This window comes from Pseudomonas sp. SWI36 (assembly GCF_002948105.1).
In the GTDB taxonomy this organism is placed as follows: domain Bacteria; phylum Pseudomonadota; class Gammaproteobacteria; order Pseudomonadales; family Pseudomonadaceae; genus Aquipseudomonas; species Aquipseudomonas alloputida.
Genome location: NZ_CP026675.1, coordinates 1732805 through 1750997, shown reverse-complemented (window position 1 = coordinate 1750997; position 18193 = coordinate 1732805). Strand labels below are relative to the sequence as shown.

The 18193-nt window shown below is 64.3% G+C and carries 15 protein-coding genes and 2 pseudogenes; 4 read left to right on the top strand and 13 right to left on the bottom strand.

The window, feature by feature from the left end:
* Positions 1-81: 81 nt before the first annotated feature.
* Positions 82-375 (bottom strand): hypothetical protein, encoded by a 294-nt coding sequence (locus C4Q27_RS08570; RefSeq protein WP_004577004.1) that lies wholly within the window; start codon positions 373-375, stop codon positions 82-84.
* Between the two features lie 77 nt (positions 376-452).
* Between C4Q27_RS08570 and pbpC the strand changes: the two are divergent.
* Both pbpC and C4Q27_RS08560 read left to right on the top strand, forming a co-directional pair.
* A pseudogene (gene pbpC / locus C4Q27_RS08565) lies at positions 453-2806 on the top strand (peptidoglycan glycosyltransferase PbpC).
* Positions 2807-2898: 92 nt separating this feature from the next.
* Positions 2899-4563, top strand: coding sequence for a ShlB/FhaC/HecB family hemolysin secretion/activation protein (locus tag C4Q27_RS08560; protein ID WP_104886740.1), 1665 nt, complete (start codon positions 2899-2901; stop codon positions 4561-4563).
* Positions 4564-4635: 72 nt separating this feature from the next.
* Here C4Q27_RS08560 and C4Q27_RS08555 read toward each other — a convergent pair whose 3' ends face one another.
* The 8 genes from C4Q27_RS08555 to C4Q27_RS08515 form a co-directional block, all read right to left on the bottom strand.
* Entirely contained in the window at positions 4636-5412 is a 777-nt protein-coding gene (locus tag C4Q27_RS08555; protein WP_029615321.1) for a response regulator transcription factor, read from the bottom strand.
* Between the two features lie 119 nt (positions 5413-5531).
* Positions 5532-6002, bottom strand: coding sequence for a prepilin peptidase (locus C4Q27_RS08550; protein ID WP_010951848.1), 471 nt, complete (start codon positions 6000-6002; stop codon positions 5532-5534).
* A gap of 305 nt (positions 6003-6307) precedes the next feature.
* Positions 6308-6877 carry a DUF4136 domain-containing protein gene (locus tag C4Q27_RS08540; protein WP_010951849.1) on the bottom strand — a complete coding sequence of 190 codons (570 nt, stop codon included), beginning with the start codon at positions 6875-6877 and terminating at the stop codon, positions 6308-6310.
* Positions 6878-6896: 19 nt separating this feature from the next.
* On the bottom strand, positions 6897-7532 hold the full coding sequence (locus tag C4Q27_RS08535; protein ID WP_014589558.1) for a DUF4136 domain-containing protein: 636 nt from the start codon (positions 7530-7532) through the stop codon (positions 6897-6899).
* Positions 7533-7554: 22 nt separating this feature from the next.
* Positions 7555-8304, bottom strand: coding sequence for a methyltransferase domain-containing protein (locus C4Q27_RS08530; RefSeq protein ID WP_064493240.1), 750 nt, complete (start codon positions 8302-8304; stop codon positions 7555-7557).
* On the bottom strand, positions 8301-8606 hold the full coding sequence (locus C4Q27_RS08525) for a MazG-like family protein (RefSeq protein ID WP_003255298.1): 306 nt from the start codon (positions 8604-8606) through the stop codon (positions 8301-8303). The genes C4Q27_RS08530 and C4Q27_RS08525 overlap by 4 nt, the downstream gene beginning before the upstream one ends.
* A 78-nt stretch (positions 8607-8684) precedes the next feature.
* A complete protein-coding gene (locus C4Q27_RS08520) occupies positions 8685-9536 on the bottom strand; it encodes a MaoC/PaaZ C-terminal domain-containing protein (protein ID WP_104886739.1) in 852 nt (283 codons plus the stop codon).
* A gap of 2 nt (positions 9537-9538) precedes the next feature.
* Complete coding sequence (locus C4Q27_RS08515; RefSeq protein WP_104886738.1) at positions 9539-10891, bottom strand: 3-oxoacyl-ACP reductase; 1353 nt, start codon at positions 10889-10891, stop codon at positions 9539-9541.
* A 117-nt stretch (positions 10892-11008) separates the two neighbouring features.
* Between C4Q27_RS08515 and C4Q27_RS08510 the strand changes: the two genes are divergently transcribed.
* Positions 11009-12286, top strand: coding sequence for an acetyl-CoA C-acetyltransferase (locus C4Q27_RS08510; RefSeq protein WP_064493237.1), 1278 nt, complete (start codon positions 11009-11011; stop codon positions 12284-12286).
* 89 nt (positions 12287-12375) lie between these two features.
* On the top strand, positions 12376-13155 hold the full coding sequence (locus tag C4Q27_RS08505; RefSeq protein WP_003255291.1) for a helix-turn-helix transcriptional regulator: 780 nt from the start codon (positions 12376-12378) through the stop codon (positions 13153-13155).
* Positions 13156-13250: 95 nt separating this feature from the next.
* On the opposite strand, the gene C4Q27_RS29980 is transcribed toward C4Q27_RS08505, so the two are convergent.
* The 4 genes and pseudogenes from C4Q27_RS29980 to C4Q27_RS08490 all read right to left on the bottom strand — a co-directional run bounded on the left by C4Q27_RS29980 (position 13251) and on the right by C4Q27_RS08490 (position 18168).
* Complete coding sequence (locus tag C4Q27_RS29980; protein WP_371919367.1) at positions 13251-13955, bottom strand: methyl-accepting chemotaxis protein; 705 nt, start codon at positions 13953-13955, stop codon at positions 13251-13253.
* A 201-nt stretch (positions 13956-14156) separates the two neighbouring features.
* A pseudogene (locus C4Q27_RS29975) lies at positions 14157-14996 on the bottom strand (cache domain-containing protein); the annotation flags it as partial.
* 365 nt (positions 14997-15361) lie between these two features.
* Complete coding sequence (cueR, locus tag C4Q27_RS08495; RefSeq protein ID WP_004576995.1) at positions 15362-15772, bottom strand: Cu(I)-responsive transcriptional regulator; 411 nt, start codon at positions 15770-15772, stop codon at positions 15362-15364.
* Entirely contained in the window at positions 15769-18168 is a 2400-nt protein-coding gene (locus tag C4Q27_RS08490) for a heavy metal translocating P-type ATPase (RefSeq protein WP_104886737.1), read from the bottom strand. The genes cueR and C4Q27_RS08490 overlap by 4 nt, the downstream gene beginning before the upstream one ends.
* Between the last annotated feature and the right edge of the window lie 25 nt (positions 18169-18193).

Sequence of the window (18193 nt, the reverse complement as noted above, 5' to 3'; positions counted from 1 at the left end):
TTCAAGCGGCGAAGCTGAAATCCTGGGGCTGCTGTGCAGCCCTGTCGCGACGCAAGGCCGCTCCCACAAAGACCGCGCAGATCAGTGGATCACCCAGCTCATCACCCACAGCCCCAGCACCAGCCAGATGATTCCGAGGATGATCGAGGCGCGCATGAATGCGCGGATTGCCGAGTACAGCAGCATCAGGCCGATGATCAGGGCCAGGATGCTCAGCAGCGAAGTGTCCATGCCCAAGGTGCGCGACAGGCCATCGATGAAGTTGCCACCGGCATTGGCCAGCAGGTTGAACAACCCGCTCAATGCGTCGACGATGAAGCGGATCAACGACCCCAGTGCCTGGCCCAGCCACTCGAAAAAACCTTCTACATGCATAGTTGCTTCCTGATGAAAAAATCGGCGAGGTTGTCGTCCCAAAGCCTTTGGCCATTACCTGGCCAGGTCGGTTCCCGATGCCAAGCTTAGCGCGACCACGGTGCCGTGCGGGCAGGTTGTTGCGTGCCGCGCTGATCAGTCTGCTGGTGCTCGGCAGCCTGTTCTGGCTGGCAGATCGTATCTGGCCGCTGCCGCTGCCGGGTGATGACCTGGCCCGGGTAGTGCTGGCCGAAGACGGCACGCCCTTGTGGCGCTTTGCCGATGCTGATGGCGTGTGGCGCTACCCCGTAAGCCCTGAAGAGGTTTCGCCGCTTTACCTGCAGGCTTTGCTGACTTACGAGGACCGTTGGTTCTACAACCACCCAGGGGTCAACCCGCTGGCATTGGCCCGCGCGGCCTGGCTGAACCTGCGCGGGGGGCGTGTCGTGTCGGGCGGCAGCACATTGTCGATGCAGGTGGCACGCCTGCTCGACCCGCACGACCGTACCCTGGTCGGCAAACTGCGCCAGCTATGGCGCACCTTGCAGCTGGAATGGCACTTGTCCAAGCGCGACATCCTGCAGATCTACCTGAACCGCGCACCTTTCGGCGGCACGCTTCAGGGCGTGGCGGCAGCCAGCTGGGCGTACCTGGGCAAGTCGCCCCTGCACCTGACACCTGCCGAAGCGGCACTGCTGGCCGTGCTGCCCCAGGCACCCAGCCGGCTGCGCCCGGACCGCCACCCGAGCGTGCCCAGCGTGCCCGGGACAAGGTGCTGCAGCGCCTGGCTGAATACCAGGTGTGGCCGGCCCAGCAAATTCGCGAGGCGGCCGAGGAGCCGCTGGTGTTGGCGCCACGCCAGGAGCCGGCCCTGGCGCCATTGCTGGCCCGGCGCCTGAACAGCGCTGACAGCCCGCCGCTGATCCGCACCACGCTTGACGCTGCGCTTCAGCGGCGCCTCGAAGACTTGCTGCTGGGCTGGCGCGCACGGCTGCCGGAGCGTACCTCGGCCGCCATTCTGGTGGTCGAAGCGCAGAGCATGGCGGTGCGCGCGTACCTGGGCTCGATAGATTTGTCTGATGAGCGCCGCTTTGGCCATGTCGACATGGTGCGTTCGCTACGTTCGCCCGGCTCTACCCTCAAGCCGTTTCTTTACGGCATGGCGCTGGACGATGGCCTGATCCATTCCGAATCGCTGTTGCAGGATGTTCCACGACGCTATGGCGACTATCGCCCTGGCAACTTCTCCATGGGGTTCAGCGGGCCGGTGTCGGCCAGCTCGGCGCTGGCCCTGTCGCTCAACCTGCCCGCCGTGCAATTGCTGGAGGCCTACGGCCCGAAACGCTTTGCCGCGCAACTGCGCATGGCGGGCATGCCGTTGATACTGCCCCCCCTTGCCGAGCCCAACCTGTCGTTGATCCTGGGCGGTGCCGGCAGCCGGCTGGAGGACCTGGTCGGGGGCTACGCGGCGCTGGCGCGGGGTGGCAACAGTGCGCAGGTGCGTTTGCAGCCACAGGCCCCTCTGGTGGAGCACCGGTTGCTGTCACCGGGGGCGGCGTGGATCATCCGGCGTATCCTCAGCGGCCAGGCGCGCCCGGACCGCGACCCGCACGCCGAACTGGTGCAGCGCCCGCTACTGGCCTGGAAAACCGGCACCAGCTACGGCTTTCGCGATGCCTGGTCGATTGGCGTGGGGCCGCGCTACCTGATCGGCGTATGGATTGGCCGCCCCGACGGTACACCGGTGCCTGGGCAGTTCGGCCTGGCGTCGGCGGCGCCGCTGATGTTGCAGGTGCACGATCTGTTGAGCAATCGCGACAGCCAACGCGGCATCAGCGTCCCGGTAGCGCCGGTACCTGCGAATATCGGCGTTGCGGCGATCTGTTGGCCGCTGGGCCAGCCGATGAGCAAGCAGGACACCAACTGTCGGCGTCAGCGCTTTGCATGGACCCTGGACGGCACCACGCCACCAACCTTGCAGGCAGCCGACCAGCCGCTGGGCCTGGGCTTGCGCGAAAAAGTGTGGGTCAACGAGCAGGGCTTGCGGGTCGATGGTAGCTGCCCGGGCGCCAAGGCTCGTGACATCGCCCTGTGGCCGGCGCCGCTGGAGCCTTGGCTACCCCGTGTCGAGCGGCGCATGGCGCGTTTGCCGGCCATCGACCCGGCCTGCCCGCCGCAGGCGCCGGCCAGCGCACCACCGCTGTCGATCGTCGGCGTGCGCCCAGGCGACAATCTGCGCCGCCCGGCCACCAGCACTGAGCCGTTGCAATTGCAGGTATCTGCCTTGGGTGGTGGTGGACGGCGCTGGTGGTTCCTCAACGGCCAGCCGTTGGGTGAAACCCAGGGGCAGGACAGCTTGTTGCTGCGTTTGCCACAGGTCGGGCAGGCCGAACTCAGCGCGCTGGACGAAAGCGGTCAGACGGCGCGGGTGGCGTTCCAGGTCAGTGAGTAGGTGTTCGACGACAGCCGGGCCAGCACCTACGCTTGCAAGTGACGGGTGTGACCGGCTGGTGCCCCGCAACCCATGGGAACATGGAGTGCCCTATGCGTCCTCTGGTCGTGCCCCTGATGTTGCTGCTTTGGGCACTTGCTGCCCACGCCGACCCGTTGCCGGGGTTTCTCGACAGCCATGAGTACGAGCGGCGTCTGCCCAGCGCCAACCTGCCGATGACGGACTATTCCCCTCTGATCCCCCATATACGGTTGGCAGGGGCGGCTATCGACAACCCCGACTGGGCCCCGGCCAACACCCGGCTGGTGCTGCAAAAAGTGCGCTTCGAGGGCGGCACGGTGTTCCCCTTGGGCGACCTGCGTGAACACTATCAGCCGCTGATCGGGCGCGAAACCACGTTGGGTGAATTGCAGCAATACACCCAGCGCCTGACCCAACGCTACCGGCAGGAGGGCTACTTGCTGTCGTATGCCTACCTGCCTCCTCAGGATGTGGCCGATGGCAGGGTCAACGTGGTGCTGGTCGAAGGTTACGTACGTGATTACCGCTTGGACGGCGATATTGGGCCGGCCAGTGAGTATTTGCAGCAGTTGCTGGCGCGCATTGAGGCCGAGCGCCCACTGACCCGCGAAACGCTGGAGCGCTATCTGGGCCTGGCTACGCGCATGCCAGGGGTCGTGGTAGAGGCCGAACTGGCAATGGCACGGGCTGCCGATGGTGTCGCCCAGTTGACCGTGCATGCGCGACGCACGCCGCTCAGCGCCGCTGTGACCGTGGCCGACTCCAGCCGTGATGCTGCACAGGCCCTGATCACCGTAGCCAGCAATGCCCAGACCCGCCATGGCGAACGTGTCACGGCCAGCTGGCTGCTGCCCCCTGGCAATGACCGGGTCTATTACCAGCGCCTCGATTACAGCCAGTACCTGGACGCCGCCGGTAGCCAACTGCTGCTGTCGGCGTCGCGCTACCGCAGCGAGCCCGGCACGCGCATACGTTTGGACGATGGCCGCGATATCACCCGCGAGCACGACAGTGAGCGCTATGCGATCGGCCTGCGTCAGCCGGTGGTTGTCAGGCCGAATGAGTGGCTGGCGGTGCAGGGCCACCTGTACTCGGTCAGTGAGCATGATGAAGACCGGATGGCCGAGCAGCCAACGTCTCGCAAATACGACACCTATGTGCGGGCGCTGTCATTCGAAGGTGACTGGCGCAAGGTGGAGCAGGGGCGTTTGCGTATCGTCAGTGCCGGGGTCCATCAGGGGCTGGACTACCTGGGGGCACGCAGCGATGCTGACTACGATCTCGACTTCCTTCGCTTGCGGCTTTCCGGTTTGCAGAGCGACACCCTGTTGGAAAACTGGCAGGGGGTGGTGTCCGGGGCGTTGTACTGGAGTGATGATCGCTTGCCCGACAGCGAGCGTGCGGGGTTTGGCGGGCAGAGTTTCGGGCGCGGTTACCCGCGCGATCAGGCGGACGGTGACAAGGGCTGGGGTGTGGCTTACGAGCTCAACTACAGCATGCGCAGTAGCTGGCTTGCGCAGGTTCAGCCCTATGCGGTGGTGGATACCGCTCAGGCCTGGCATAACCGGGGACCGGTGGAGGACGCCCATCTGGCATCGGTGGCGCTGGGTGTGCGGTTAGGGGGTGGGCATGTGTTCAATGTGGCGCTGGAAGTGGCCAAGCCGTTGGCGGATGTTGCGCTGGATAGCCTGGACCGTGGGCCGCGGCTATCGTTGAACCTGGCGATCCAGCTGTAGCAGGCAACTATGGGCTTGCAGGAGCAGCCTTTGCAGCACGAAGCCGCTCCAGATGGTAAGCCGAGCCTTCACTCAATGGGTCGTGAACCGCTGGTGCACGGGTGACGAGCTGGGGGTCAGCGCCAGAGCCAGCTGGGTGCGGTTGTGCATATGCGTCAAACGCAATACCTGAGACACATACAGCTTCACGGTGTTTTCGGTAATGCCCAGTTCGCAGGCGATCTGGTAATTGGTCTTGCCCTTGCCTACCAGGCGCGCTACTTCCAGCTGGCGTGGTGACAGTTTCTCGAACGCTGCTGGCAGCTCGCTTTCGCTTTCTTCTACATCACTGGCACGCCGGTGGGTGCCTTGGCCACGGGCTTTTTCCAGGTCCTGATACAGTTCGTCCACCGACTCGGCCAGTTCCTGCAGGCGCTGGTTCAGCCCACCCAGGTCACGGAGGTTGCGCTGGCGCTCCAGCAAAGCCGCTTCTTGCCGACGGACGCCTGCCAGCAGTTCATCAAGGTCCATCGGCTTCTGGTAGTAATCGGCAAACCCTTCGCGTATCGCCCGGATCAAGTCCTGTTTCTCGGCACGCCCTGTCAACATGATGGCTTCGAACGTGCGCTGGCTGCCGTTGATTTCCTTCAAGGCGCGCACCAGCTCGATGCCATCCCGATCGGGCATATGCAGGTCACAGATGAGCAAGCCGATGGTCGGGTCTGCCACATAGTGCTCGATGGCTTCGTCGGTTGAGAGGGCTGTAACGCAGGCATAGCCCTTGGTTTGAAGGAATTCACTCAGCTGTTCGACAATGACCGGTTGGTCATCAACCACCAACACCTTTACTTCACTCACTGATCTGGACACGATCAACTCCCTGTTCTTATACAGCCCTGCTCCCGTGCCAGACGCTCTGGCAGCTTAAAAGTAGTCGCACTCAGCGAATATGTACAAGGTCTGTACAAGTCATCGGACCACTGGAAGGGTTATTGGATCCATACGGCCGTTAGAAGAAAACCTGATAACACATAGGGGACGAATGCCTGCTTGTCGCCCATTTCTTCGGTCAGGGCCTGCAAACGCTTCTTTACCTTGGGGTTGAGCAGAGTCCACAGGCGGCGGCGGGTCAGTAGCCAGACCAGTACAGTGACACCCGCGCCAATGAAGGTGCCGAGCACATATTGCGGGCTGGTGGCCAGGGCCAGGGCGCCCATCAGCTTGACGTCGTCGGCGCCGAAGCGGCCGAGCATGTAGCCTGGCAGGGTCAGCAGCATGACGATGGCCAGCGCCCAACCGGCCTCGCTGGCTTCGGCGCCTATCCAGCTGTGACCGGTGCTGAACAGCCAGGCCAGGGCGCAGCCAGCCGCCCCCAGGGTCAGCACGTTGGATATCTGGCGTTGACGCACATCCTGTTCGGAGCACAAGGCAAGCCACAGCAGGAGAACAATGCTTTGCATTGGCAGGTCGCCTTTCCCAAATGTTGAACACTTCTACCCGGTCAGTCAGGTTTCCTTAAAAGAAGATAGACGGGAACGTGCGGGGGAGTGCGGTTGGCATCGGAAAAAAGGCGTGCGTGGAATGGATTTTGTCGTAGCTGACACAGGCCAGGCCGGTGACGCAGTCGTACTCGGAATCGCCATCTATGTAGGCGTGGGTTCACCCGCGACCATCCGCGAAGCCGGTGCCATGCACCGGGCCAATTGCTTCGCGGATAAACCCGCTCCCGCCGGGCCACGGTGCATGCAAAAGCCGCGTTCCAACGCTATTTTTTGCTGCCCGGTGGGTAGTTGCCCAGCACCTTGGCCACGGTATTGCGGATTGCGCTGTTGCGTTCTTCCGGGCTTGGCGGGTAGTTGTTCATGATCTGCTCGGCACTGCCGCGCCATACCAGCTTGCCGTCACGCCCATCGAACATGTCGACCTGGATGGTGGCGACCTTGTAGTCGACACTGCGGGTTTCGTTGTACATCGGGCCACCCCAGTAGCCGCCCCAGTAGCCACCCCAGCCACCGCCGTAGTTGGTGGTGATCTGTTGTTGGCGCTGCTCCACGATCAGGTATGTGCGTACTGTCAGGTCGGGCCGCGCTCCGCCTTGTACCGGGCGCAGGCCGCGCTGGTCGAGTTGGTCTGCCACCGCCTGGCGAATGCGCTGCTCGGTGAGGTCGCTCTTGATCCGTGGGTCATCCGGGCGGTACTGCAGGCCTGGCTCCTGCCATGCCCAACTACGGTAGGCGGCAAAATCGCGGCTGGCATCGAAATCCTGCTGGACGTTGTTGCTGGAGCAGGCAGCGAGCAACAACGCGAATGACAGTAGAACGAGACGGCGCAACATGATGGTTCTCCGTTAGCTATTAACTGGGAGGATAGCCGCTGAGCGCCTTGTGCACAGAGTCGCGCAAGGCACTTTCGCGTTCGCGGGGCGAGTCCTTGTTGCTGCTGCTTTCGGCGCTGGCGCTCCAGACCGGCTGGCCGCTGCGGGCGTCGTACAGGTCGATGCGCACCACCAGGACTTCGACCTCGTAGGTACGCACGATGGGCACGCTGGCATAGCCTCCATAACCGTGGCGGTAGCCGCCATAGCCGACACCTCCATAGGGGTACGGCCCGTAGTAGGGGTCGTAGGTGTCGTAGTCACGCACTTGGCGCAAGCGTTTTTCCAGGCGCATATCGGCGCTCACCAGCAAGTCGCCAGGGCCTGCGCGAGAGGGGCGCAGGCCATGCTGGTCGAGCGCACCGCTGACGGCATCGGCCAGTTGCGCCGGGTCGGCATCGACAGCGCCGCTGGGCAACTGGCCATTGCGCCAGCTCCAGCTGCGGTAGTGCCCATAATCACGAGCGGGCGCAGGGTAAGCACTGGCGTCGAAGGTGGTGGCCGCCTGGGCGGGGGCCGGTGGTAACGGGCGGCTGCTGGCCACATACGGGTTGCTGCCCTGGCAGCCAGCCAGGGCAATGGGCAGCAGGGCCAGGCACAACAGACGGTACGGCATGTGTTTCTCCCGGCGCGGCGGATTAGCGGGGGCGGCAAACCCAGTGCAGGTAGCGGCCAAGCCCGGCGAAGGTGGGGTGGCGACGGTGGGCCAGTTCCATTTCCAACAGGTCGAGCAGCTCGGCCTTGCCCTGGAATTCCTTGGGCATATAGTCGTGAAACACCCGCACGCCGCTTTCGCTTTCAACCTGCCACATAGGCTCAAGTTGCGCCTTGAGTTCGCGTGGATCAAGCGGTTTCTGTGGGGTCAGGCTCTGCTTTTCACCTTCCAGCCGGTTGCTGCGCAACTTGCGGAAATGGCCCTTGAGCAGGTTGCGATAGACCAGGGCGTCGCGGTTGTAGAAGGCCAGCGATAACCAGCCGTCGGGGGCCGTGAGCTGGTGCAGCACCGGCAGGATGCTCTCGGGTTCGGCCAGCCATTCGAGCACGGCGTGGCAGAGCACCAGGTCGTAGCGCTCGGTCAGTTGGCCGAGCAGGTCTTGCCAGGGCGCCTGGATGAAGGTCGCGGTCTGGCCGGCTTCGGCAAAGCGTGCCTTGGCGCCGTCGAGCATGGGCGCCGCAGGTTCGGCCAGGGTCAGCTGGTGGCCGCGCTCGGCCAGCCACAAGGCCATGTGGCCCAACCCGGCGCCGATGTCGAGGATGCGTAGCGGGCGGTCGGGTAGCGCTTCGGCCAGGTCGGCCTGCAGCACGGCCAGGCGGATCGCACCCTTGGCGCCGCCATAGATCTTTTCGGCAAAGCGGGTGGCCAGCTCATCGAAATGACGGTCGTTCATCGGGCGAAGCGCCTCTCGCTGTCGGCCAGCTTGGCACGCACCACCTGGTCCATGTCCAGACCCAGTTCGCTGCACAGCAGCAACAGGTAGAGCACCACGTCACCGATCTCCTGGCCGGCGTGGGCGAGTTTGTCGGCAGGCAGCTGGCGCGATTCGTCCTCGCTCAGCCACTGGAAGATTTCTACCAGTTCGGCCATTTCGACGCTGGCGGCCATGGCCAGGTTCTTCGGGCTGTGGAAGCCGCGCCAGTCGTTGGTATCGCGGATCTGATGCAGGCGTTGGGTGAGTTCTTGCAGGTTCATCGGGGGTCTCCTATTGCTGCATAGCTTCTGCCCAGGCCCGATGCAAAGCAAGCGTATACCGCCAGGACAGGCCCGGCCCTACAGGCACTCCCAACGGCCGACCATATGCAGCACGTCCCCGTGCCCGTCCAGGCGCAGTTGGCCCGAAGGGCCCGCTTCACTGGCACTGAGCACCACCTCTGAAGGCAACCTGACCGGCTTGCGGAAGTCCACCTCAAAGGCAAAGCCACTGTGCGGCAAGTGCCCGCGCAGCGCGGCCAAGGCCATTGCCTTGGTCCACATGCCATGGGCAATGGCCGTTGGAAAGCCGAACAACCGCGCACTGACAGCACTGAGGTGGATAGGGTTGTAATCCCCGCACACCTTGGCATATCGCCGGCCGATATCACTGTCGGCATACCAGCGGGTGGCCTCGGGCAATGAATCAGGCGCCGTGTCGGCGGGCTCACTTGCCTCGACTTCCAGGGTCAAGCCACGCACCAACATGCGGCTGGTCTCGCGCCAGAGCAGGCCGATGCCATCTTCAGCCTCGGTGACCAGGTCGAAGGTGCCCCCTTTGGCATGGCGCTGCAGGTTGTGCGCGTACACCGCAAAGCGCAGCCCTTCGACAGCACCAAGCGGGCGCAGCACTTCGATGCGGTTGTGCAGGTGTACCAGACCCAGCAGCGGGAAGGGGAAATCATCGGCTGTCATCAGCTGCAATTGCAGGGCAAACGCCATCACATGAGGATAGGTCCCCGGCAGGCGGCCATCATCGGGAAAGTGGCAAAGCCTTCGATAGGCACCCAGATTGCCCGGTTGGACCCGCATGAAACAGCGCAGGCCATCGTCCGGCAGCCGGTCGCCGCTGATGGAGCGTTTGCTGGCTGCGCGCAGGTACAGGCTGGCGCGGGCGGCAGGGTTGTGCAGGTCGTGCCATTGTCGGCTCATGTTCAGGCCCCCATCAGTGCCTGGCCGCACACCCGCAGCACCTGGCCGTTGACCGACCCGGAGCCTGGCTGGCTGAGCCACGCAATGGCTTCGGCGACATCCTGCGGGCGCCCACCCTGGCCCAGCGAACTCAGGCGCCGGCCCGCCTCGCGCAGGCCCATGGGCATGGCTGCAGTCATGTGGGTTTCGATGAAGCCGGGGGCGATGGCGTTGATGCTGCCACCGCTCTCGGCGAGCCGTGGCGCCCAGGCCTGGGCCAGGCCGATCAGCCCGGCCTTGCTCGCGGCATAGTTGGCCTGCCCGCGGTTGCCGGCAATGCCGCTGACCGAGGCCAGCAGGGTGATGCGCGCGTTTTCCCCCAGCGCGCCGTTGTCATACAACGCCTGGGTGAGCACTTGCGGTGCCTTGAGGTTCACGGCCAGCACGGCGTCCCAGTATTCCGGCGTCATGTTGGCCAGCGTCTTGTCGCGGGTGATACCGGCGTTGTGCACCACGATATCGATGCCGTCGGGCAGGGCCGCGAGCAGTTGCGTTGCCGCATCGCTCGCGCATATGTCCAGTGGCAGTGCCTTGCCGCCGAGGCGTGCTGCGACGGCGTCGAGGTCCTGGCTGGCCTGCGGTACATCCAGCAGCAGCACATCGGCGCCGTCCCGTACCAAGGTTTCCGCAATGGCGGCGCCGATGCCGCGCGCAGCCCCCGTGACCAGCGCACGGCGGCCGCCGAGTGGGCGGGTCCAGTCCTCTACCTGGCTGGTGCAGGCTTGCAGGCGCAGTACCTGGCCAGAGATGAATGCACTCTTCGGCGAGAGGAAGAAGCGCAGGGCGCCTTCCAGCTGATCTTCGGCACCGGGGGCGACATACAGCAGCTGGGCAGTCGCGCCATTGCGCAGTTCCTTGGCCAGTGAGCGGCTGAAGCCCTCAAGGGCACGCTGTGCAACGCTGGCCAGTGGGTCGTCGAGGCCTTCCGGTGCACGGCCCAGCACCAGTACATGGGCGCATGGGGCCAGGCTGCGTAACAGCGGCTGGAAAAATTCACGCAACTGCTTCAGTGCATCGCTGTCGGACAAGTGACTGGCATCGAAGACCACGGCCTTGATTTTCGGCCCCAGGCCGGCCACCCAGGCTTCAGCCTGCAGGTTGTCGGCATTGAAGCTGTATACCTCGTCAGTGAGGCGCGGGGCGATGGCTTCGACCTGCGTCGCCAGTGGCCCGCCACCCAGTACCAGGGCACCTTCCACCGGCCGCAGGCGGCCAGCCTGCCAGCGCTCCAGTGGCGCCGGGCGTGGCAGGCCAAGGGCATCCACGAGGCGGCGGCCGAGATTGGAGTTGGCAAAACCGAGGTAGCGATCGCTCATGAGGGGTCTCCCGAAAGGCAAGCTTGAAAGTGTGGACCAACTTTGCGGCAGGGTCGTTCGAATGCGGTAAAAACACCTAGGCTGTACCGAACAAATTGTTTCAGGAGGAACACGCGCATGCGTTCAACTCGCCGGGTCGCGATCCTGGGCGGCAACCGGATCCCTTTCGCCCGCTCCAATGGCGCCTACGCTACAGCCAGCAACCAGGCGATGCTCACGGCCGCGCTTGAAGGCTTGATCGAACGCTATCGCCTGCACGGGCTGCGGTTGGGCGAGGTGGTGGCCGGTGCCGTGCTCAAGCACTCGCGCGACATGAACCTGACCCGCGAGTGCGTGTTGGGTTCGCGCCTGTCACCGCAGACCCCGGCCTATGACATCCAGCAGGCCTGCGGTACCGGGCTGGAGGCTGCGCTGCTGGTAGCCAACAAGATTGCCCTGGGGCAGATCGACTGCGGTATTGCAGGCGGTGTCGATAGCACCTCCGATGCGCCGATCGCCGTCAACGAAGGCTTGCGCCATATATTGCTGCAGGCCAACCGTGGCAAAAGCCTTGGCGAACGGTTAAAGCCCTTCCTCAAGCTGCGGCCTCATCACCTGAAACCCGAGCTGCCACGCAATAGCGAGCCGCGTACGGGGTTGTCGATGGGCGAGCATTGCGAGCGCATGGCCCACACCTGGCGCGTTGGCCGCGCCGAGCAGGACGAATTGGCGCTGCTTAGCCACCAGAAGCTGGCCGCTGCCTATGCCGAGGGTTGGCAGGACGACCTGTTGACGCCGTTTCTTTCGCTGGCACGGGACAACAACCTGCGCCCCGACCTGAGCCTTGAGCAGTTGGCCGGACTCAAACCAGCCTTTGACCGCAGCGGGCAGGGCACGTTGACGGCGGGTAATTCCACGCCGTTGACCGATGGTGCTTCGCTGGTGCTGTTGGGCAGCGAGGCGTGGGCGCAGCAGCAGGGGTTGCAGGTGCTTGCCTATCTGGTGGATGGCGAAACCGCCGCGGTGGATTTTGTCACGGGGCGCGAAGGGTTGTTGATGGCGCCGGTGTATGCCGTGCCGCGCTTGCTGGCACGCAATGGCCTGACGCTGCAGGACTTTGACTACTACGAAATCCACGAAGCCTTTGCGGCCCAGGTGCTGTGCACGCTCAAGGCCTGGGAAGATGCCGATTACTGCCGTGAGCGGTTGGGCCTGGAGGCGCCGCTTGGCGCGATCGACCGCAGCAAACTCAATGTCAGGGGCAGTTCGCTGGCGGCCGGGCACCCGTTTGCGGCAACCGGTGGGCGGATATTGGCCAACCTGGCCAAGCTGTTGGCGACGGCGGGTAAGGGGCGCGGGCTGATTTCGATCTGTGCGGCAGGCGGGCAGGGGGTGACCGTTATCGTCGAGCGTTGAAGCACCTCCAGGGTAACGGCAGAGGCGGCGAGTGCCTCGATCATGATCCAGCTGTTAGGCTTGTCTGGTCAGAACTAAAAGAAAATACCATGCCGATCATCGGACACCCCCGCGCTATCCCCGCGCTGGAACACCTGCCCAGACCGCTCTACGCCCGTGCCGAAAGCCTTGGCGCCGGTTCCTGGACGACTCGCCACCAGCACGACTGGGTACAGTTTTCCTACGCCATCAGCGGCGTACTCGGCGTGTACACACGCGACGGCAGTTACTTTGCCCCACCGCAGTGGGGGGTGTGGATCCCCGCCGATGCCGAGCATGAAGTGGTCACCTCGATGCAAGCCGAGATGCGCAGCCTGTATGTGCGCCGCGATGCCTGCCCATGGGCGCCGGAACAATGCCGAGTGCTGGAAGTCACGCCGCTGGCGCGCGAGCTGATCAAGCAGTTCTGCCTGTTCCCGGCAGATTACCCAGAGGACGACAGCGCCGAATCGCGTCTGGTGGCAGTGCTGCTCGATCAGTTGCGCACCTTGCCGGAAGTCGGTTTTTCGCTGCCGTTGCCCCGCCACCCTGGTTTGCTGGCGCTGTGCAATGGCTTGATCGCTGCACCAGACCAGCCGCAGACCTTGCAGCAGTGGGCGCGGGAGCTGGGGTGTTCGGAGAAGACGCTGATGCGGCTGTTTCAACGGGAGACCGGCTTGAGCTTTCGTAATTGGCGCCAGCGCATGCGGCTGTTGTCGTCGCTGGCGTTGCTGGAGGCGGGGGAGAATGTGACCGAGGCGGCGCTGGGGTGTGGGTATGACTCCACCTCGGCCTACATTGCGGCATTCAAGCAGCTGTTTGGCGCGACACCGGGGGAGTTGAAGCTTTAGTTCAGGGTTACTTGTGCCGGCCTCTTCGCGGTAAACCCGCGCCTACGGAGGGCGCGTTACCACCCGCGAAAAGGGCCGGCACAGGCCATGCATCATCAGGTGCGGAACCTGCGCACCAGCGTATCCAGCTCATTGGACAGCCCAGCCAGGCTCTCGGAGTCCTGGCGCGCCGCCTGGGCCAGCTCGGCCACCAACTGCGCATCCCCGTGAATCTGGCTGATGTGCCGGTTGATGTCCTCAGCCACCTGATGCTGCTCTTCGGCGGCCGTGGCGATCTGGGTGTTCATGTCGCGGATCACGTCCACCGACTCACGGATCTGCCCGAAGCTGTCGCGGGCCAGGCCAATGCGGCTGACCGACTGCTGCGACACTTCCAGGCTGGCGTGCATCTGCTCGGCCACTTCGGCGGTACGGCTGGCCAGGTTGCCCAGCAAACCGTCGATTTCGGCGGTGGAGTCGGCAGTACGCTTGGCCAGCGCCCGCACTTCGTCGGCCACCACGGCAAAGCCGCGGCCCTGTTCACCGGCACGGGCCGCTTCGATGGCGGCGTTCAGGGCCAGCAGGTTGGTCTGTTCGGCAATCGAACGGATGGTGCCGAGGATCGACTGAATGGCGTTGCTGTCACGCTCCAGCTGTTGGATCGACTGGGCCGATTGCTCGATTTCGTGGCTCAGGCGATCAACGCTGTGTACCGCCGCATCGATCTGCTGCTGCCCTTCGCGGGCCTGCTGCTGGCCGCTGTCGGCCGACTGCGCCGCCTGGCTGCAGGACCGTGCCACTTCATTGGCGGTGGCGACCATTTCGTGGAATGCGGTGGAAACCATGTCCACGGCTTCGCGCTGGCGGCCGGCCGCCTCGGCCATGTCGCTGGAGACGCGGGTCGAGCTGCTGGACGTGCTGAGGATCTTGCTGGCAGCAGTGCCGATGTGCTGGATCAGGCTGCGAATGGCACCGAGGAACTGGTTGAACCAGTTGGCCAGTTGCGCGGTTTCGTCGCGGCCGCGGATTTCCAGGTTGCGGGTCAGGTCACCCTCACCTTGGGCAATGTCTTCCAGGCCATTGGTGACGCTGTTGATCGGGCGCACGATCAGTTTGGCGAAGGCCGCACCGACCACCGCGAACAGCGCGGCCAACACCACAGCGATGACACCGATCAGCCAGGTGAGCCGGGTGGTGGTCTGCATCACTTCGCTTTGTTCGATCAGGCCGATGAAGGTCCAGCCCAGCTGCTGGTCGGGGTAGACGTTGGCCATGTAGTGCACGCCATTGAGTTCGACCTCGACCAGGCCTTTGCCGGCTTTGGCCAGCTTGGCATAACCGTCGCCAAAGCTTCCCAGCTGCTTGAAATTGTGGGTGGCGTCGCGCGGGTCGACCATCACGTTGCCGTTGCTTTCCACCAGCATCAGGTAGCCGCTTTCGCCCAGTTTGATCTGCTTGACGATCTCGGTCAGGCCCTTGAGCGACACGTCGATGTTGACCACGCCGCCGGGGTTGCCCAGCTGGTTGGCCACGGTGCGCACGGTGCTGACCAGCACCGCATCGTCGGCGGCCCAGTAGTAGGCACCGGTACGCAGTGTCTTGCCAGGGTTGGCCATGGCAAGTTGGTACCAGGGGCGGGTGCGTGGGTCATAATTGACAAACTTCTGGCCGGCCGGCCAGCCGGTGTAGCCGCCGTCATTCACCCCGTAGGACAGGTAGGCGTAGGCGGGATGTGAGTTGGCCAGGCGAGTCATGAAGTCGAGAATTTTGCTGGCCTGCTCGCCCAGTTCGTAAGACGGGGTTGCGCTCATGTACTTGTTCAGCTCGCTGCCCGTGGCGGCAACCATTGGCTGGGAAGCCATGTACTCGACGTTCTGGTTGATCCCCTGGAAGAAGATGTTCATCGCATTGCTGACCTGGCGGATTTCCCGGCTGCTGCTGTCGAGGAATCCGTCGCGGGCTTCGCCGCGCAGGTTGATGACCACCAGGGTGGCCACCAGAACGATGGGCAAGCCGGCGATGACCGCGAATGCCCAGGTCAATTTCTGTTTGATGCTCATCGACGCTCCCGGAATTGTTATTTTCGACACACGAGGCAGGTAGCATCTACATCGGCAGCATCCGGGTTTTATGAAGCCAAAACGCCCGTATTTATTGGATAAAGTCGTGGTTGGTGACTAATCGGTCGTGTTTGGACATTTATGGCATGCCAAACGCTCGTGGCAGCTCAGTGACAGCAGCTGCCTGCAGCACCATTGGCCAGGTCTTTGAGGATCGGGCAGTCCGGGCGGTCGTCACCCTGACAGTGCGAAACCAGCTCGCCGAGGGTGTCGCGCAGGCTCACCAGCTCCTCGATGCGCCGGTTCAGTTCATCGATGTGGTGCATGGCCAGCGCCTTCACATCGGCGCTGGCACGTTGGCGGTCCTGCCACAAGGTCAGCAATTTGCCGACCTCTTCGAGGGAAAAGCCCAGGTCGCGGGAGCGTTTGATGAAGGCCAGGTTGTGCAAGTCTTGCGCCTGGTACAGGCGGTAGCCGCTGTCGCTGCGAGTGGCGGGTTTGAGCAGGCCGATGGACTCGTAGTAACGGATCATCTTGGTGCTGAGCCCGCTGCGGCGGGCGGCCTGGCCGATATTCATGGCGCCTCCTGGGTGCTGCTGGTGGGTTTCCACGTTTTAAGCCACAGTGCATTGCTGACGACGCTGACACTGGACAGGGCCATGGCGGCACCTGCCAGTACCGGGTTGAGGTAACCCAGCGCGGCGAGCGGAATGCCGATCAGGTTGTAGATGAAGGCCCAGAACAGGTTCTGGCGGATCTTCGCGTAGGTTTTGCGGCTGATTTCCAGCGCGGCGGGCACCAGACGCGGGTCGCCACGCATCAGGGTGATGCCGGCGGCCTGCATGGCCACGTCGGTACCGCCACCCATGGCAATGCCGATGTCGGCCGCGGCCAACGCCGGTGCATCGTTGATGCCATCGCCAACCATGGCGACCACCCCATCCTGCTTGAGCGCGGCCACGGTCGCGGCCTTGTCGGCCGGTAGCACTTCGGCGTGCACATCGTCGATGCCCAGTGCCTCGGCAACCACTTTGGCGCTGCCACGGTTGTCACCGGTCAGCAGGTGGCTGCTGATGTGTTGGGTGTGCAGGGTTTCGATGGCCTGCGCGGCGCCAGGCTTGAGGCTGTCACCAAAGGCGAACAGGCCCACGACTCTCGGTTGCGCGCCGCGCTCGATCAGCCACGACAGTGTGCGCCCTTCCGCTTCCCAGGCCTGGGCCTGGGCGGCCAAATCGCCGGGCTGCAGACCGCTTTCGTCAAGCAGTCGGCGGTTGCCCAGCGCCAGTTCACGGCCTTCAACGCGACCGGCAATGCCGCGCCCGGTCAGCGACTGGCTGTCGGCAACGGTTGGCACGTCCAGCCCTTGCTCTGCACAGGCCACCAGCACCGCCTTGGCCAGCGGGTGCTCACTCCCACGCTGTAGGGCGCCGGCCAGGCGGTAAAGGTCGGCGCTGTTGCCGTCCAGCGCCTGGCTGTGAACCACCCGCGGGCTGCCGGAGGTGAGGGTGCCGGTTTTGTCGAACACTACGCGGTTGACCGCATGGGCACGCTCCAGGGCTTCGGCATCCTTGATCAGGATGCCGTGGCGGGCGGCGACCCCGGTGCCGGCCATGATCGCGGCGGGCGTGGCCAGGCCGAGGGCGCAGGGGCAGGCGATGACCAGCACGGCGACGGCGTTGATCAGCGCGGTTTCCAGCGGTACCCCAGCCAGCCACCAGCCAATCAGGGTGATCAGCGCCAGTACCAGCACGGCCGGGACGAACACCTGGCTGACACGGTCGACCAGCTTCTGGATCGGCGCTTTGGCGGCCTGGGCGTCTTCCACCAGGCGGATGATGCGCGCCAGCACGGTCTCGGTGCCCAGTGCCTGGGTACGCACCAGCAGCCGGCCTTCGCCATTGATGGCGCCACCGGTGACGCTGTCGCCGGGTTGCTTGGGCACTGGCAGGCTCTCGCCGCTGATCAGGGCCTCATCGGCATGGCTGCTGCCGTCTTCGACCACGCCGTCGACCGGGAAGCGTTCGCCGGGCTTGACCAGTACCAGGTCGCCCACGCGCAAGTGGGCGATGGCCACGTCCTCTTCCACGCCGTCGACCACGCGCAGTGCGCGTTCCGGGCGCAGGGCTTCGAGGGCTCGGATGGCGCTGGCGGTCTGGCGTTTGGCGCGGCTTTCCAGGTACTTGCCCAGCAATACCAGGGCAATCACCACGGCTGAGGCTTCGAAGTACAGGTGCGGAGCCATGCCGGCGGGAGCCTGTGCCCATTGGTACAGGCTCAGGCCATAACCAGCGCTGGTGCCCAGGGCCACCAGCAGGTCCATGTTGCCGGCACCGGCGCGCACGGCCTTCCAGGCTGCAATGTAGAAGCGGGCACCGAGAATGAACTGCACGGGTGTGGCCAGCAGAAACTGCGCCCAGGCGGGTAGCATCCAGTGCAAGCCGAACGGTTGTACCAGCATGGGTAATACCAGCGGCAGGGCCAACAGCAAGGCTGCACCGACTGCCAGGCGCTCGTTGCGCAGGCGGCGCTGGATAGCGCTTTGGTCGTCCTTGGTCGATTGCGGCAGGCTGGCGCTGTAGCCTGCCTTTTGCACAGCGTCGATCAGCAGGTTGTCATCAAGGGCCGCAAGCACTTCGAGGTGCGCGCGTTCGCTGGCCAAGTTGACGCTGACCTGCTCGACCCCGGCCAATTTGCCCAGGGCGCGCTCTACTCGGCCGACACAACTGGCGCAGGTCATGCCGCCTATCTGCAGTTCGAGGGTGCGGGTTGGTACCCCGTAACCGGCCTCGCGCACGGCTTCGACCAAGGCTGGCAGGCTGGCAGGCGGGGCTACAACCCGGGCTTTTTCAGTGGTGAGGTTTACGCTGACCTGTTCAGCGCCGGTGACCTTGCGCAGGGCGCGCTCGACCCGGCCAGCACAGCTGGCGCAGGTCATGCCGGAGATCGGCAGGTCGTATGTGGTGGATGCGGGCATGGCTCTCCTCCTTGGGCAGGCCTCC